The sequence below is a fragment of the Streptomyces sp. NPDC087906 genome, assembly GCF_055584925.1.
In genome coordinates, this window is the sequence record NZ_JBVJLC010000005.1 from 353,080 (window position 1) to 368,723 (window position 15,644).

14 protein-coding genes are annotated in these 15,644 nt (G+C 68.3%); 8 read left to right on the forward strand and 6 right to left on the reverse strand.

The genetic code is table 11. The annotated features are described in order from the left end of the window. The first annotated feature begins 129 nt into the window (after positions 1-129). The 5 genes from ACZ63I_RS17745 (at position 130) to ACZ63I_RS17765 (ending at position 5,623) form a co-directional block, all read left to right on the forward strand. Positions 130-1,536, forward strand: a complete 1,407-nt coding sequence (locus ACZ63I_RS17745) for an ABC transporter substrate-binding protein (RefSeq protein ID WP_469339611.1) — start codon at positions 130-132, stop codon at positions 1,534-1,536. Between the two features lie 33 nt (positions 1,537-1,569). Next, on the forward strand, positions 1,570-2,541 hold the full coding sequence (locus tag ACZ63I_RS17750) for a carbohydrate ABC transporter permease (protein ID WP_469339612.1): 972 nt from the start codon (positions 1,570-1,572) through the stop codon (positions 2,539-2,541). Then, positions 2,541-3,407, forward strand: a complete 867-nt coding sequence (locus tag ACZ63I_RS17755) for a carbohydrate ABC transporter permease (protein WP_469339614.1) — start codon at positions 2,541-2,543, stop codon at positions 3,405-3,407. The genes ACZ63I_RS17750 and ACZ63I_RS17755 overlap by 1 nt, the downstream gene beginning before the upstream one ends. A gap of 26 nt (positions 3,408-3,433) precedes the next feature. Further along, on the forward strand, positions 3,434-4,633 hold the full coding sequence (locus ACZ63I_RS17760) for an ROK family transcriptional regulator (RefSeq protein WP_469339950.1): 1,200 nt from the start codon (positions 3,434-3,436) through the stop codon (positions 4,631-4,633). A 63-nt stretch (positions 4,634-4,696) separates the two neighbouring features. Then, positions 4,697-5,623, forward strand: a complete 927-nt coding sequence (locus tag ACZ63I_RS17765; protein WP_469339616.1) for a Gfo/Idh/MocA family protein — start codon at positions 4,697-4,699, stop codon at positions 5,621-5,623. 125 nt (positions 5,624-5,748) lie between these two features. Here the strand turns inward: ACZ63I_RS17765 and ACZ63I_RS17770 are convergent, their stop codons facing one another. After that, positions 5,749-6,600, reverse strand: a complete 852-nt coding sequence (locus ACZ63I_RS17770) for a LysR family transcriptional regulator (protein WP_469339618.1) — start codon at positions 6,598-6,600, stop codon at positions 5,749-5,751. Between the two features lie 68 nt (positions 6,601-6,668). Here ACZ63I_RS17770 and ACZ63I_RS17775 point away from each other — a divergent pair, with 68 nt between their 5' ends. Together ACZ63I_RS17775 and ACZ63I_RS17780 are read left to right on the forward strand one after the other, a co-directional pair. Further along, complete coding sequence (locus ACZ63I_RS17775) at positions 6,669-7,562, forward strand: EamA family transporter (protein WP_469339619.1); 894 nt, start codon at positions 6,669-6,671, stop codon at positions 7,560-7,562. A gap of 75 nt (positions 7,563-7,637) precedes the next feature. Further along, positions 7,638-8,906 (forward strand): alpha/beta fold hydrolase, encoded by a 1,269-nt coding sequence (locus ACZ63I_RS17780; RefSeq protein WP_469339620.1) that lies wholly within the window; start codon positions 7,638-7,640, stop codon positions 8,904-8,906. Between the two features lie 84 nt (positions 8,907-8,990). On the opposite strand, the gene ACZ63I_RS17785 is transcribed toward ACZ63I_RS17780, so the two are convergent. From ACZ63I_RS17785 to ACZ63I_RS17805, 5 genes are all read right to left on the reverse strand, one after another. Beyond that, a complete protein-coding gene (locus ACZ63I_RS17785; RefSeq protein WP_469339621.1) occupies positions 8,991-10,694 on the reverse strand; it encodes a RecQ family ATP-dependent DNA helicase in 1,704 nt (567 codons plus the stop codon). A gap of 273 nt (positions 10,695-10,967) precedes the next feature. Continuing rightward, the gene (locus ACZ63I_RS17790) at positions 10,968-11,327 is read right to left on the reverse strand and encodes a hypothetical protein (protein WP_469339623.1); all 360 of its coding nucleotides are present in this window, start codon (positions 11,325-11,327) and stop codon (positions 10,968-10,970) included. A gap of 554 nt (positions 11,328-11,881) precedes the next feature. Then, positions 11,882-12,613, reverse strand: a complete 732-nt coding sequence (locus tag ACZ63I_RS17795) for a DUF7873 family protein (RefSeq protein ID WP_250966525.1) — start codon at positions 12,611-12,613, stop codon at positions 11,882-11,884. A gap of 221 nt (positions 12,614-12,834) precedes the next feature. Continuing rightward, the gene (locus tag ACZ63I_RS17800) at positions 12,835-13,170 is read right to left on the reverse strand and encodes a hypothetical protein (protein ID WP_469339625.1); all 336 of its coding nucleotides are present in this window, start codon (positions 13,168-13,170) and stop codon (positions 12,835-12,837) included. A gap of 307 nt (positions 13,171-13,477) precedes the next feature. Next, a complete protein-coding gene (locus tag ACZ63I_RS17805) occupies positions 13,478-13,774 on the reverse strand; it encodes a putative quinol monooxygenase (protein ID WP_469339626.1) in 297 nt (98 codons plus the stop codon). Positions 13,775-14,129: 355 nt separating this feature from the next. On the opposite strand from ACZ63I_RS17805, the gene ACZ63I_RS17810 reads away from it, so the two are divergent. After that, a complete protein-coding gene (locus ACZ63I_RS17810) occupies positions 14,130-14,930 on the forward strand; it encodes a CPBP family intramembrane glutamic endopeptidase (RefSeq protein WP_469339628.1) in 801 nt (266 codons plus the stop codon). Positions 14,931-15,644: the final 714 nt, after the last annotated feature.

Consider the following 15,644-nt stretch of genomic DNA (forward strand, 5'->3'; position numbering starts at 1 on the left):
CTGAGGGCTCGGCTGGGCTGCCGTACCACTTGACTTAGGTCGAAGATATCCCAGAGTTATGTCTTGTCAACACGCAAAAGTGATGCTGTGATGCGTGCATACGAAGCATAAGTAGCGTGAGGATGAGCCATGCGTACGTGGATCCGTCGGTCGACGAAGACCGCAGCGGGCGCGCTGGCGGCGGTGCTGGGCGTCGGCGTACTCGCCGGCTGCTCGACAGACACCGGCGCGGCCAAACCGGACAACAAGATCACCGTGTGGTCACAGGAGAACCTGCCGCCGCAGATGGCGGTGACGAAGAAGATCGTCGCCTCGTTCGAGAAGCGGACCGGCATCAAGGTCAAAGTGGTCGGGGTGGACGAGAACCAGCTCCCGCAGTTGATCATGTCCGCCGCGGCGGCCGGCACCCTGCCCGATGTCATCGGTGCCGTCCCGATCGGCCAGGTCTGGCAGATGTACACCAACGGTCTGCTGAACACCAAGATCAGCGGCCAGATCGTCGACAGCCTCAACCGCACGACATTCGACGCCAACGCGCTGCGGCTGACCAGCGACAGGACGACACAGCTCGCCGTGCCCTCCGACGCCTGGCTGCAGATTCTCGTCTACCGCAAGGACATGCTGGCCAAGGCGGGGCTGCCGGTGCCCGACACCTACCCCAAGCTGCTCAAGGCGGCACAGACCCTCAAGACTCCGAGCCGGTCAGGGATCTCGGTCGCCACCGACCCCAGCGACGTGTTCACCCAGCAGAGCTTCGAGGATCTCGCGCTCGCCAACGGCTGCGAGCTGGTGAACAGCGCCGGCGACGTCACCCTGGACTCCCCCGCCTGCCGGGACACCTTCGGCGTGTACAACAAGCTCGGCAGTACCTACGGCGCACCCGGCACCCAGACCGTCGACTCGACCCGCGCCACCTACTTCGCCGGCAAGTCCGGGATGGTGCTGTGGTCGACGTTCCTGCTCGACGAACTCGCGGGGCTGCGGAACGACGCACTGCCGAGCTGCGCGCAGTGCAAGAGCGACAAGCAGTTCCTGTCCGACAACAGCGGTGTCGTCACGGCCCTCTCCGGCTCCGCGGGCAAGGAACCGGCCCAGTTCGGCGAGGTCGCCTCGTGGGTCGCGACGAAGACGGCCGAGACCGCGGCGTCGACCACGTTCATCCGGTACATGATGGACCAGGGGCTCCAGGACTGGATCGGCATGGCTCCCGAGGGCCAGATCCCCGTACGGCACGGCACCGTGTCCGACCCCGACAAGTTCCTGACCGCCTGGCGGCACAGCACGATCGGCGTCGACGACCGCAAGCCGCTCGACCAGGTCTTCCCCGCCCAGCTCCTGGACCAACTCGTGGCCGGCGTCAGCAACATGCAGCGCTGGGGCTTCAAACAAGGCCAGGGCGCCCTCGTCGGCGCCACCAACGGCCAGCTACCCGTGCCGAAGGCGATCAGCGCCATGACCGGCGGCCAGATCTCCCCCGACCAGGCCGCCAAGGAAGCCGGCGACGACGTCTCCGCACTGCAGAAATCCCTCCAGTAAAAGGCCGTCGGCCGCCCCCGTCGAGGAACCCACATGAGCTCATATCCGCAGGCCGCGAAGAAGCGGCCTCCACTCACCGCCGGCCGCCGGGAGAACCGCGCAGGTCTGGCCTTCGTCACACCGACCTTCGTCGTCGTGCTGATCGTCGTCGTCATCCCGATCCTCTGGACGGTCCTGCTGGCCTTCCAGAACGCCAAACTGGTCGACATCCAGGGCATGGGGGTGTTCGGCAACTGGTCCTTCCACAACTTCGTCGAGGTGTTCACCTCCCCCGGCTTCTGGTCGAGCCTGGTCACCACACTCGTCTACACCGTCGGCGGCACCCTGGGCTCCGTCGTACTCGGACTGATCGCCGCCCTCGCGCTGCGCAAGCCGTTCCGCGGGCGTGGCCTGGTGCGCAGCACCATGCTCCTGCCCTACGTCGCCCCCGTCGTCGCCGTCGCCTTCGTCTGGCAGGTCGCGCTCAGCCCCCAGTACGGCATCGTCAACCACTGGGGCGGCGAACTGCTCGGCTGGGACAACCCCATCGCGTTCCTCTCCACCCGCAGCTACGAAGTGAACCTGTTCGGCGCGCACTTCGGGATACCGCTGGCGCTGCTGACCGTCATCGCCTTCGAGACCTGGCGGTACTTCCCGTTCGCCTTCCTCTTCCTCCTCGCCCGGCTCCAAGCCGTACCGGACGGACTCGAAGAGGCGGCCCGCATGGACGGCGCCACCCCCACCCAGCGGTTCCGGTACATCCTGCTCCCCCAACTGATGCCGGTCATCGCACTGCTGAGCGTGCTGCGCTTCATCATGACCTTCAACAAGTTCGACGACGTCTACCTGCTCACCGGCGGGGGCTCCGGCACCGACGTCGTGGCCGTGCGCGTGTACGACTTCCTGACCGCGAACTTCGACGTCGGCGCGGCAGCCGCACAGGCCCTGGTGCTCGCGGTCGTGCTCATGGTCCTGCTCGGCATCTATTTCAAGTTCTTCGCCAAGAAGGTTCAGGAGGAGGCGTGATGACCCGCACTCAGTTCGAGGAACGCCTCTTCGGCGTCCTGCGATGGGTCACCATCGTCTGCCTGGCGCTGATCACGCTCGTGCCCTTCTACTACATGCTGCTGCTGTCGGTGAAGCCCATCGACGCGCTCCTGCTGGACCCCGGTTCCCTGTGGGCCTCCGGCAAGGACTTCACCCTCGACACCTACAGGAACGTCCTGAAGTCCACCGACGACGGCGGCCAGGGCTTCCTGCGGATGATGCTCAACTCGGCGCTGGTGTCGCTCGGTACGGTAGCGCTCACCCTGGCCGCCGCCGTCCCGGGCGCGTACGCCATCAGCCGGCTGAAGTTCTTCGGCAGCCGCCACGTCAGCGCACTGTTCCTGGCGGTCTACCTCTTCCCCGCCACACTCCTCGCCGTTCCGCTGTTCGTGATGTTCGCGAAGATCGGACTCTCCGGGAGCCTGGTCGGACTGGCGATCGTCTACATCGCCCAGACCGTGCCCGTCTCGATCTACATGCTGAAGAACTACTTCATCACCATCCCCGTGAGCATCGAGGAGGCCGCCGCTCTCGACGGTGCGTCACGCTGGCAGACCGTACGCCGAGTGGTACTGCCGCTCGCGCTGCCGTCGTTGATGGCCACCGGCCTCTACGTCTTCATGATCGCCTGGAACGAATTCCTCTTCGCCCTGCTCTTCCTGGCCGCCGACCCCGACAAGTGGACGGTCTCCCTGGGACTGCAGCAACTGGCGAACGGCATCGAGGTCCCCAAGACGGTTCTGATGGCGGGGTCGGTGGTCCTGACCCTCCCCGTGGTACTCCTGTTCTACGCGGCGGAGCGGCTGCTGACCGAGGGCCTCACCAGCGGTGCGGACAAGGGCTAGTGATGAGAGCGGGAGCAGGGACGACGATGCCGGTGAACCGGGCGAGTGCGGGGCATCTGCTGCGGCTGATCCGCACGGGTGAAGCAGTGACACGCGGCGAACTCCAGCATGTGACGGGGCTGTCCCGGTCCACCGTCAGCAACAGGCTCGACCAGCTCTTCGCCGCCGGATGGCTGCGGGACGCGGCGGCAGGCGCCTCGACCGGCGGACGGCCCTCCGCGCGGCTGGAGTTCGACTCCTCGCACGCCGTGGTCCTCGCCGTCGACCTGGAGACCCGGCACAGCCGGGCCGCGGTGCTCGCACTCGACGGCACCCTCCTCGCCGACCGCTCGGAGCCCTTGCTCATCTCGGACGGCCCCGACCGGGTGCTCGACACCGTCGCGAGCTGGTTCCCCTCCCTGCTGGAGAAGGCGGGCACCGACGCCTCCCGCGTCTGCGGGATCGGTCTGTCCGTACCCGGCCCCGTGGACTGGACGACGGGACAGCTCGTCCAGCCCCCGATCATGCCGGGCTGGGACCAGTACCCGGTCCCCGTCCGGATGCAGGAGGCGTACGCCCGCCACGTCCCGACCCCCGGGACGCCGGTACCCGTACTCGTCGACAACGACGCCAACCTCATGGCCTACGCCGAACAACGCCTCTTCTACCCCGACTGCTCGGCGTTCGTGCTGGTCAAGGTATCCACAGGCATCGGCGCCGGCGTCGTCGTCGACGGAGAGCCCTACCGAGGCATCGACGGCGGCGCCGGCGACATCGGCCACATCCGGCTGCACGACAGGACCGAGGCGCTGTGCATGTGCGGGTCCTACGGCTGCCTCGCCGCCGTGGCCAGCGGCCGTGCGATCGCCGAGCAGTTGGCCTCCGCCGGCATTCCGACGACATCGGGCTCCGACGTACGGGAGCACCTGGCGGCGGGCCGGCCGGACGCCGTCAGGCTGGCCCGCGAGGCGGGCCAGCGGGTCGGAGAAGTACTGGTCACCGTCGTGACCCTGCTCAACCCAGGGGTCCTGGTCCTCGCGGGCGACCTGGCCGGCACCCCGTTCCTGACCGGTGTGCGCGAACTCCTCTACCAGCGCGCGATGCCGCGAACGACCGCCCATCTCAACGTGGTGACGTCCCGCCTCGGCGACCAGGCGGCGCTCAGTGGCGCGGCCGCCATGGTGGTCGAGCACCTCTACGCGCCGGACAGGGCCGACATCCGGCTGGCCGCACTCAACAGCGGCTGACACCTCCCGCCGACCGGCCGCTCCCCCGGCACCCGTACACACCAGTACCCCCATGGAGCCCCCATGCCACTCGACCCGCCGTCCGAACCCCCGCCCGGCCCGCACACCGCCGACCAGCCACCCGTACGCGTGGGCCTGGCAGGCGCCGGCCCCTGGGCCCGGACGATGCACGCCCGGATGCTCGCCGCAGGACCGGAAACCCGGCTCGCCGGCGTATGGGCGAGGCGCCCCGAGGCCGCCGCCGAGACCGCCGCACCGTACGACGCCCCGGTCGCCGCCTCGTTCGAAGAACTCCTCGACCTCAGCGACGCGATCGCCTTCGCCGTACCACCCGCCGTCCAGACCGAGTTGGCGGTACGCGCGGCACGGGCCGGCAAACCGCTGCTGCTGGAGAAGCCGCTGGGCCCCGATCTGGCGTCAGCACGCACAGTCGCCGACGCGGTGGCGGAACACGGAGTCGTCTCCCAGCTCGTCCTGACGAAGCGCTACCACCCGGTAACACGAGAGTTCCTCCGACTCGCCGCCCACACGGAAGTGACAGGGGCCCGCTCCTGCTACCTCCACGGCGCCTTCCTCGGCGGGGAGTTCGCCACACCGTGGCGCCTGGAACAAGGCGCCCTGCTCGATCTCGGGCCCCATCTGCTGGACCTGCTCGACGCCGCTGTCGGTCCGATCGCGTCCGTACACGCGACCGGAGACTCACGCCGCTGGATCGAACTGACCTGTGAACACACCAACGGTGCGATCAGCCAGGCCTCCCTCTCCGGCACCGTCCGCCTCCCCACGGCCCGCACACGCATCGAGCTCTACGGACCCGGCCAAGAGATCGTCTACGACACGGCGGAACTCGACCACGAGGAGTGCTGGCCCGTACTGCGCCGCGAATTCGCGTCCGCCGTCCGCTCGGGCGTTCCCACCCCGATGGACGCCGCTCACGGCCTGCACATCCAAGAACTCCTGGAAATGGCCGCGGCCGCACCTTCTCGTTGAGTCACGGGCCGGTGGTGAGTCCGTCGAACGCGTTCGCGGGCCCGAAGGCGAAGACCTTCTCGGTCGCGTGAGCTGCCCTGAAGTCGCGAACCACGAGTCCTTCCGGTCGAAGCACACGCGATCGGTCATGTGCGGTAAAGCTCGGTGAGAAGCTCCAGCACGGGGCGGGTGGCCGGGTGCGGGTCGTCGCGCCACCAGACCAGTCGTACGGCGATCGGTTCGGCGTCGCGCACCGGCAGGTAGACGATGCCGGGCCTTGGATACTGGTCAACGACGGACTGCGCGGTAACTCCCACGCAGCGGCCGGTGGCGATGACCGTGAGCCAGTCGTCGATGTCGCGGCTCTCCTGTGTCACCGGGCGCGCGTCCGCGGGCCACAGTTCCGCCTGGGTCGAGCCGGTGCGCTGGTCAACGAGCAGGACGCGGCTGCTGAGATCGGCCAGACGCACCGAGCGGCGCCGCGCCAGGGGGTCGGAGGCGGCCATCGCGCACCAGCGTGTTTCCAGACCCACGATGGCGCCCTCGAAGCGGCGGTCCTCCAGCGGCCTGCGCATCACCGCAAGGTCCGCGGTGCCTTCGGCCAGGCCGGCGCTCGGGGAGTTGATGCGCAGCAGGTGCAGTCGCGTTTCCGGGTGCGCTTCCCGCCACCGGTGCTGAAAGGCGGGTGTGAGCCGGCCGAGTGCCGACCAGGGGTGGCCGATACGCAGTTCGACGTGGCCCGATGTCGCTTCCTGAACCAGGTTGTCGACGTCGGTCAGCACGCGCCGGGCGTGCGCCACGACACGGAGTCCGATCGGGGTGGGCGACGTTTCGCGGGACGTACGCCTCAGCAGCCGTACGCCGAGGCGCTTCTCCAGCGTCGCAAGTGTGCGGGAGACCGCGGCCTGTGAGACACCCAGAGCGATCGCGGCGTCGGTGAACGTGCCCTCGTCCACGATCGCGACGAGGCAGCGCAACTGGCGCAGCTCGACATCCATAACCGAATCGTATAGCGGGCGGACTCCATGCATTTTGCGCATGGTCAGGCGCGGCACAGGATCGACGCATGCCAGCAGCCCCCACCCGCCCGGCCGACCGCGCCGCCCTGCCCGCGAAGCACGGCTCCGTGCCCATGGCCGGGGTCTGCACGATGCTCGGCAGCGGCCTTTCGACCCAGCTCGGCGCCGCGGTCGGGTCGCTGGCCTTCCCCGTGCTCGGCCCTGTCGGCGTCGTCGCGGTCCGCCAGTACGTCGCGGCGGCGGTGCTGCTCATCCTCGGTCGGCCCCGCCTTCGGTCCTTCACCCGGCGCCAGTGGGGGCTGGTGCTGCTGCTCGCGGCCGACTTCGGTGTGACGAACCTGTCGCTCTACACCGCGATCGACCGGGTCGGTCTCGGCCTGGCGGTGACCCTGGAGTTCCTCGGCCCCCTCACGATCGCGCTGGCCGGCTCGCGCAGACGCGTCGACCTGGGCTGCGCCGTACTCGCCCTGGCGGGAGTCGTCGCACTGATGCGCCCGCGCCCCACCGCCGATTACCTCGGCATGGGGCTCGGTCTGCTCGCCGCCGCCGGCTGGGCCGCTTACATCCTTCTCAACCGCTCCATCGGGCAGCGCATCCCCGGGGCACAGGGCACGGCCGCCGCAGCGGTGCTGTCCGCCCTGGTCTTCCTGCCCGTCGGAGCCGGCGTCGCGGTACACCACACACCTTCCGCCGAGGCGCTCGGTGCGGCTGTCGCGGCCGGATTCCTCTCTTCCGCTCTGCCGTTCCTCACGGACCTGTTCACACTGCGCCGCGTTCCCGCAGAGGCATTCGGATTGTTCATGAGCGTCAACCCGGTACTCGCCGCAGCCGTCGGTGCGCTCGTTCTGGGACAGCGACTCGACGTGGCCGCCTGGCTGAGCATCGCGGCGATCATCGCGGCCAACGCCATCAGCATCCTCGTACCGCCGAGACACACGTGACGCGGCGACGGTGCTTGACGCACGCCGAAGCAACGCCCGTAGCAAAATCACACCACTGCCGCAAAGGAGCCTTCCATGCCCGGTATCACGCTGACCGATCATCTCTTCGCCCTCCCCCTCGACCATGACCGGCCGGACGGCGAGCACATCGAGATCTACGCTCGCGAGGTCGTGGCCGCCGGACGCGAGCGCGAGGGGCTTCCCTGGCTGCTGTTCTTGCAAGGCGGCCCCGGCATGCGGCCGCCGCGGCCGGTCGGTCGGGACTCCTGGCTGGACCGCGCACTCGACGACTACCGCGTCCTCCTGCTCGACCAGCGCGGCACGGGCCGCTCCAGTCCGGTCACCCGTCAAACGCTCCCGGCCCGCGGCGAGCCCGCCGCTCAGGCCGACTACCTCACCCATTTCCGCGCCGACGCCATCGTCCGCGACGCCGAACTGATCAGGCGCGAACTCACCGACGAACCGTGGTCGGTGCTCGGCCAGAGCTTCGGCGGCATGTGCACCGTCACCTACCTCTCGTACGCGCCCGAGGGCCTGCGCGAGGCAATCATCACCGGCGGTCTCCCCGGTCTGCGCATTACCGCCGACGACGCCTACCGCGCCGCCTATCCGCGCGTGCGACGCAAGAACACCGCCTACCACCGCCAGTACCCGCAGGACGCCGCCTCGGTCCGCCGCATCGCCGCGCACCTGATCGAACACCCTGCGCCGATGCCGGACGGATCCCTGCTCACCGTCGAGGCCTTCCAGTCGCTCGGGATGATGCTCGGCATGAGCGACGGCGCGGACGCGCTGCACTACCTGCTCGAAGACACCTGGGCCGGAGCGGAGCTGTCCGACAGCTTCCTCGCCCGCTCCACGGCTCTCCTCAGCTACGCCCAACTGCCGCTGAACCCGCTCATGCATGAACTCACCTACGCCCAGCGCGGCACCGGCGCCACGAACTGGGCGGCTCAGCGGGTACGCGGCGAGTTCCCCCAGTTCGACGCGCGCACGGCGTTGGCAGGGGACGACCCGGTGCTGTTCACCGGCGAGATGACCTACCCCTGCCACTTCGACCAACCCTGTCTCGCACCCCTGCGCGAGTCCGCCGAGATGCTGTTCGCCCGCGCGGACTGGCCCGACCTCTACGATCCTCAGCGCTTGGCCGCGAACGACGTCCCCGTGGCCGCCGCCGTCTACCTCGACGACATGTACGTCGACGCCGCTTACTCGCTGCAGACCGTCGAGGCCATCAGAGGGCTGCGGCTGTGGGCGACCAACGAGTACGAGCACGACGGGCTCCGCGTCAGTGGCGGACGCGTCCTCGACCGCCTGCTCCGCATGCTGCGCGGGCAGATCTGACGCGGAGCGCCGACCGGCACTCGCCGGCTGGCCGGCTGGCCGGCTGGCCGGCTGGCCGGCTGCTGGCTGCTGGCTGCTGGCTGTTCAGCACACGGTGAGCAGGCCGTTCTCCTGCACGACGTCCAGGGACAGCGTGCGGTAGCCGACCGTTTCGAACAGCACGGTCAGACGCTGGTCCTCCTCGCTCATCACCGAGCCCTCCCCCCAGTGCTCGTGCCGGACCAGAGTGCCCGGCTGGAAGGAGTGCCGCCCGTCGGCCCGGGAAGAGTCGCGGGGCGCGGGGATCGGGCCGCCGGTGCCCGACAGGACCGCCGGGCCGCCGCCGCCACCCTGCTGGGCCAGCTCCGCCGCTACGCACCGGTCGCAGGATCCGCATCCTTCGGCCCGGTCCTGCGCCTGGCCGAAGTAGCCGAGCAGGAACTGGCGGCGGCAGCCGGTGCTCTCCGCGTAGCCCCGCATCATGTCCACCCGCGATCGTTCCAACTGCTGGTGGGCATCGGCGAGTTCGACAGCCTGTTGCGCGGCGCGGGCCGCGGTCTTGGCACCGGTCGGCTCCAAGTCGCCGTCGTCGGTGGTGCGGACGGCGTCGACCTGCTCCAGGAGGTTGACGACCGCGGTCAGCCGGCTGGCTGTCAGGTGGGTCTCGTCCCGCAGATCGCTGGGCGGTACGGGCCCGTCGTGGCTCTCCAGGGTGCTCGCCACCTGGGTGACGGTGTCCGGGTCAGGGCGGCCCGCAGCGAAGAAGCGCTGCATGCCGAGATCCTTCGGCCGGTAGGCGAGTATCGCGCGCGAGGGCTCACCGTCACGCCCGGCCCGGCCGATCTCCTGGTAGTAAGCGTCCAGTGACCCGGGGACGGAGGCATGGAGGACAAAACGTACGTCCGGCTTGTCGATCCCCATGCCGAACGCGGAGGTCGCCACGACCACGTCCAGCGAGCCCGCCATGAACCGGTCGTGCACCGCGCCGCGTTCGGCCCCGGGAAGCCCGGCGTGGTAGGCCGCCACATCCAATCCCAACGCACCGAGTTCTTCCGCGTACTCCTCCGCCTCCCGGCGCGTCGCCGCGTAGACCAGGCCCGGTTTGGGCTCCGCCGCAGCCCGCTCGATCACCGCCCGCTTCTTGGCCGCGGCGTCCTGGAAGGCGATGACCTCCAGATGGATGTTGGGACGGTCGAAACCGGTGACGACCTCGCGTACGTCGCGCATGCCGAGCTGGGCGACGATGTCAGCCCGTACGGGGGCGGCGGCGCTCGCGGTCAGGGCGAGCACGGGAGGCCGCCCGAGACGGTCGATGACCTGCCCCAGCCGCAGATATTCAGGACGGAAATCATGACCCCAGGACGACACGCACTGCGCCTCGTCCACCACGAACAGAGCCGGCTCCGCCGCCGCGAGCTGCTCTATCACGTCGTCCTTCGCAAGCTGTTCCGGCGCCAAGAAGAGGAAGTCGACACCGCCCGCGCTGATCCGGTCCCACACCGCCGCGTTCGCACTGCCGCTCTGCGTCGAGTTCACCGCCGCAGCGTCCGGGCCCTCCCGACGCAACAGCCCCTGCACCTGGTCCCGCTGAAGGGCGATCAGAGGCGACACCACAACGGTCGGACCCGGCATCAGCAGACCGGGCACCTGGTAGACGGCCGACTTGCCCGCTCCGGTCGGCATCACCACCAGCGTGTCCCGCCGCTCCATCACCGCTTCCATCGCCAGCAACTGCTCCGGGCGCAACCGCTCCCAGCCGAATACCTTCCGCGCGCTGCGCCGCAGCCGCCGCGATGACGAAATGACCATGATGCTCCTCGAACTCGGACCCCGACGCAGACCGCGACAGCAGCCACGGGTGACATCCCCTCTGCCCCCGCGATCACGCGTTAGCCCCCCGGAAGCCGACCGGTCGGAATCCCTCGACGACGCCCGGTTTTCCCGACCCCGCGCCTCCGCCTCAGGACGAGCTCGACCGCGTCCGACGGCGTAAGGATCGCGACGTCACGCACCTCCACCACCAGGTACGCCGACCGCGGGAGTCCGCCTCAGGAGTCCGCCTCAGGAGTCCGCCTCACAACTTCAGCGCAGCCAGCGGAGAGCCGCGTCGGCGCAGTCCTCCGGGGTGGTGTCGAAGGCGATGGCGGCGTCGGGAGCGTGTCGGCGGACCGTGTTGATCAGTCTCTCGAAGAACATCAGCAACGGCTCGTACGTCCGGATGCCACCCCCGATCACCACGCAGGTGTACTCCTGGCCCGCCAGGGCTTCGACGATCGTCTGCTCCGGGGCGGCGTCGAGGTCGACCAGACACCAGTCGGCCTCGATCCCCATCTCGACGAATCGGGCCCGCCCTCGTGCGATCCCGGCCAGGACCGGCTCCGGGTCCCACCCCGTGAGTTTCGCGGGATCCAGGCCGACGACGAGTACCCGCCGCGTTGCCACCATTTCACCTCGTACCAGACAGTCGATCGTCCGTTCTCTGATACCCCATGATGCCGCCACTTCGGAATCTTCTGACGATTGCGGCAGTTCCCTGCCCGCCGCGGCCTGACCACTCAACCCGGTGAGCCTTCCCGGTCACCGCGCACGCCGCGGGCCGGGACGTGACGGAGCCCGGGAGCATGTCCAGCTCCCGGGCTCCAGCTTGCCACCCATTTGCGCACACCGGCGGCGTTTAAGAGCCGCGGGTCATGTTGAGACCGACGTGTTCTGCCTTTGAACTACAGCGCCACGGAAGAGGCGCCGAGGGGACTTGAACCCCCATCCGTCGGTGTTCGCCCACGTTCGGTCGATCCGGTGTTCGGCGGCGAATACTGAGACTGGAGCGAGAATCTGAGTTTGACCGGGGCCGCCTCTGCCAGGCTTGGGCCACCCCCGCACGTGGTGCGGGGAGAGGGATTCGAACCCCCAACTGACACCCCTTCATCAGCTTCAACATCAGTTTCAGCTTGCGCTCATCGCGCACCCTCCGCTCGCGACGGAGGGCGTATGTGGGGCTACCGGAAGAGGTAGCCGAACACCGCGTCGCCGACCCGCTGGTCGGTGACCTCGGTGCTGTTCGCCTCCTCGCGGGCGAACTTGACGGACTGCTGGAGCTTCTCGACGCGGTCGAGCAGCTCGTTGACCCGGCGGGCGGGCAGCGCGCCGGAGAACTTCACCGTGGTCCAGTAACCGACCGGGACGTCCTCGTAGTACACCTCGACCTGCGCCGGGTGCTTCTCCGTGGCCTCCGCCTTCACGTGGTTGCGCGGGACCTTCTTCGTACGGATGGTCCGCACCGGGTCCGTCTTCCACGAGTCCGTCGAGGGGTCCAGGTTCCACGACTCGGAGGCGTCGAGCACCGGCAGCTTGCGCACGAAGGTGTGCAGGTCCGTGAGCTGCTTCTCCAGGAACAGCAGGTACGGGACGGGCACCTGGGGCAGCAGCACCGTACCGTCGACCACCACGTCCGCGACCGCGGACCGGTTCGCCCAGTCCTTCGTCGCGGTCACGTCGAAGAGCCGCGTCAGCGTCCCGGCCGTCGCCCGCAGCGCGTCCTCGGCCTTGATCTGCACCCGCGTCGACTCGGGCGGCAACTGCTCGCCCTCCTCGTCCTTGGGCTGATAGGTCCGGGAGATGCCGGCCAGCAGGGCGGGCTTCTGCACGTCCTGGTGAGCCTGGGTGAGCTCCTGGAGGGCCTTGGACTTGACGCCCTTTTCGACGGCGATGATCTGATTCAGCTTCGGCACACCGCGAATCTAACAACCCCGCGCCGCACGCACATCCGAATTAACGCCCGCCCCATCCCCTCCGGCCGAGAGGGCAAGGCGGCGGGTTGTACAAGCGCTGCGCCGCCCGCCTCTTGTTCCGACATCGCGCGCACGCTTCGCCTGTTCAAGCAGACGCCCGGGGGACCAAACCCCGGCTTCGCAGCTCGGACACAGGGGACTGTGCGCCATGACGTGCTGGATCACTCCGCATGGTTCAGCGCTTCCTTCTGCAGTTGCACCGCAGCCAGCAGGCTCAGTTTCGGCTCTGCCTGGCGCAGCGCCTTCACCGCCGCAACCGAGGCGATGTCTCCGGTGAAGCCGACGGCTGCCCACCGGGAGCGGACCCAGCGGGCCCGCATCTGGCCCTCGGTGGCTGCGGCGGTGGACTCAACGAGCGCGGCGGCGCGTTCCAGACCTGGGCGCTCCTCGGGCGATGCCTCGGCCAACGCCTGACGGAGGGCTGTCGCGATCACGTCCGCGTCCCGGATGACCGGCACGACGTTGTGCTTTTTGCTGAGTCCCGCGATGGCTGCCATGTGGATCAGCGTGACGGCCGTGCTTGCCGTATGGCAAGGCACTTGAGGATCTCCAGAGGCTGAGCGCGAGCGATGCCTCGCGCTCGACGACCGCTCGACGACCGGGATCAGAGCGTTGAACGACAAGCTGAGCCGTCCCCGGTCCGGCCGGCACCGTGAGTTCACTCCCACGCGGGTCTTCGCGGCGGCTGTCCTCAGGCGCGAGCACCGCGATCCGGGCGCTGTGCGTCGCCGTCCGCTACACGGTGAGCACGCCACTGGGCGACGTACCGGCCTGATGGTCGGCACCGACCTGGTATCGGCCCGGCTACTTCGCGGCGAGCACGTCGACAGACACGATCTCAGGGCTCCGAGCGAGCAGATCGGGAGTCGCTTCGCCCAGCGCCTTGGCGATTTCCCCGGCGAGGTGTGCCTGTCGGCCGTCCTCGGTCTCGAAGGTGTCGAAGATGCCGAACCCGCTCGGTCCCGTACGGAACGCGTACCAGGTCACCGTCCCGGACTCCTGCGTCGCGAGCGCGCGGCCGGCCTTGAGGAACGAGGCGAGTTCGTCTTCCTTGCCGGGCTTCGCTTCCATCTGTACGAGCAGTCCGACCGTAACGGTCATGGTGTCCACCTCGAAAGTCGTCGAAAATCGCCGGTTGACGGAGCATCCGCAGCAGGCGCTGGTACCGCCGCGAGGTGCCCTGCGCCAGGGTGCTGACAGCAGTATGGATCCGCACCGCCCGCTGTCGTTCCCTGTCCCATGAGTGTTCGCGCGCGTCCCTCGGACGGCGGTGCCGCCGCCGTCGGCGCCGACGGTGGAGCCGGTGGGGTAGCGGGATGCGCGCCGGTTCCGCCGGGTAAGCGGCCGTCCGGGATGTTTGTTCTAGTCCGTATAGGATTCTTCGCTGAAAGCCGGGAGACAAGTGATCGTGCCCGGAAGGGCGCGGGCTCTTGCCGCCTGACGAGAAGGAGATTCGGTGCGGGACAGGACGGACTCGATACGGGACGACCGGCCGGGGCGCGGGCTGTCGTGGCCGTGGTTCCTGGTAGTGGTGATCGTGTACGCGGGCATCATCCAGGGGCTGGGCCACCTGATCGGCGTGGACACCAGCTACTCCGACAGCCAGTTCCCCACCGCTGAGTCCCTGGTGCGCAACGCACTGATCCCCATCGGCGCCTCTATCGTGTTCGCCGCTGCCGTCGTCACCTGGCTCGGCTGGTGGGGCGAGGTCCTGCACTACCGTGCGCCCGTGCGGCGCTGGGTGCGCTGGGTACCGCTCTCGATGATCGCCGTCGCCCTGGTCGGCCTCAACTACGGACACCTCGCCGACCAGAGCGCTTCGCTTGTGGCGTGCCTGCTGCTCCTCGGGGTGTTCGTCGGCGTCGGCGAAGAACTCATGTTCCGGGGCATCGGCGTCCATGTCTTCCGCCGAGCCGGACTCGCCGAGAACAAGGTCGCCCTGTATTCCTCGCTCGTCTTCGGTCTCGTGCACGTCAGCAACGCCTTCGGCCAGGGCGCGCAGGCACTCGCGCAGGCCCTCGTCGTGTCCACCTCGGGCTACTTCTTCTACCTGTGCCTCCGCGTCGGCGGTGTCATCCTGCTGCCGATGCTCGTCCACGGACTCTGGGACACCAGCCTGATCTCCAACCTCGTCGGAGACGAACCTCAGGCGTCCTTGGGCATGGTCCTCGTCATCCTCCTCCAAGTCGTCCTCATCGTCGTGTTGCTCGTCAAGCGCCGCACGATCGAGACCGCGTCCCCGGCGATCCCGAACTGACCGCGGCACCCCCCGGACAAGCGGTGGTCGAGCACAGCCAGAAGCCAATGCTACGCAATTGGCTGGGCTGCGGGCCAAATAGCTTCCAACGCCATTTCCTGGCAGTAAGCTCATCGTGGCGGGCCCGAGAATTCTCGGGTCCGCCACGAATCACCCTGTGGACGAAGGAAAATAGAATGCCTAGACTCGGCTGGTCTCTGGAACAGCGCGCAAAAATGAAAGGTTGGTTTATATTCGTTTCGATATTCGCAGTACTGGGAGTTATTCTGTCCATTTTCCTAATTTCCGCAGGGAATGCGGGAGGTTGGGGTTTGCTTGGCCTGGTGGTGCTCCCATGTGCCGCAGCGTTTATTTATCTCAGAGGCATGAGGAAAGAGCAACCGTAATCGTTGAACGAATGAAACGCTACCCCAGGACAGGCTCACGAAAAGAGGTCTGGGGGCTGCGAGTGATATGCGCGAGCGGCAGGGTCGGAATGATGTTCATGGTGGCACCGGTGCACAATGAGACCCAGTTATGCAGGCCGCATGACCAATGGAACTCAACGACTCGCGTATGCGTTATTGGCGATCTGAGGTCCGGCTGCCGCCCAATGCGCCATCACCGCCGGCTGGTCCCGGCACGGGCGCCTTACCGCGGACCGGAAAGGCGCCCCCCTCTACGGCAGCGCGGGCTGGTGTGCACCGTCGAGTACAGGCTGAGCGATTACGTCGT

Bases quoted from the DNA above. Each gene is read 5' to 3' on its own strand.
- ACZ63I_RS17750 (WP_469339612.1), top strand. From the start codon at position 1,570: ATGAGCTCATATCCGCAGGCCGCGAAGAAGCGGCCTCCACTCACCGCC.
- ACZ63I_RS17755 (WP_469339614.1), top strand. From the start codon at position 2,541: ATGACCCGCACTCAGTTCGAGGAACGCCTCTTCGGCGTCCTGCGATGG.
- ACZ63I_RS17765 (WP_469339616.1), top strand. From the start codon at position 4,697: ATGCCACTCGACCCGCCGTCCGAACCCCCGCCCGGCCCGCACACCGCC.
- ACZ63I_RS17800 (WP_469339625.1), bottom strand. From the start codon at position 13,170: ATGGCAGCCATCGCGGGACTCAGCAAAAAGCACAACGTCGTGCCGGTC.
- ACZ63I_RS17760 (WP_469339950.1), top strand. From the start codon at position 3,434: ATGCCGGTGAACCGGGCGAGTGCGGGGCATCTGCTGCGGCTGATCCGC.
- ACZ63I_RS17785 (WP_469339621.1), bottom strand. From the start codon at position 10,694: ATGGTCATTTCGTCATCGCGGCGGCTGCGGCGCAGCGCGCGGAAGGTA.
- ACZ63I_RS17780 (WP_469339620.1), top strand. From the start codon at position 7,638: ATGCCCGGTATCACGCTGACCGATCATCTCTTCGCCCTCCCCCTCGAC.
- ACZ63I_RS17770 (WP_469339618.1), bottom strand. From the start codon at position 6,600: ATGGATGTCGAGCTGCGCCAGTTGCGCTGCCTCGTCGCGATCGTGGAC.
- ACZ63I_RS17775 (WP_469339619.1), top strand. From the start codon at position 6,669: ATGCCAGCAGCCCCCACCCGCCCGGCCGACCGCGCCGCCCTGCCCGCG.
- ACZ63I_RS17745 (WP_469339611.1), top strand. From the start codon at position 130: ATGCGTACGTGGATCCGTCGGTCGACGAAGACCGCAGCGGGCGCGCTG.
- ACZ63I_RS17805 (WP_469339626.1), bottom strand. From the start codon at position 13,774: ATGACCGTTACGGTCGGACTGCTCGTACAGATGGAAGCGAAGCCCGGC.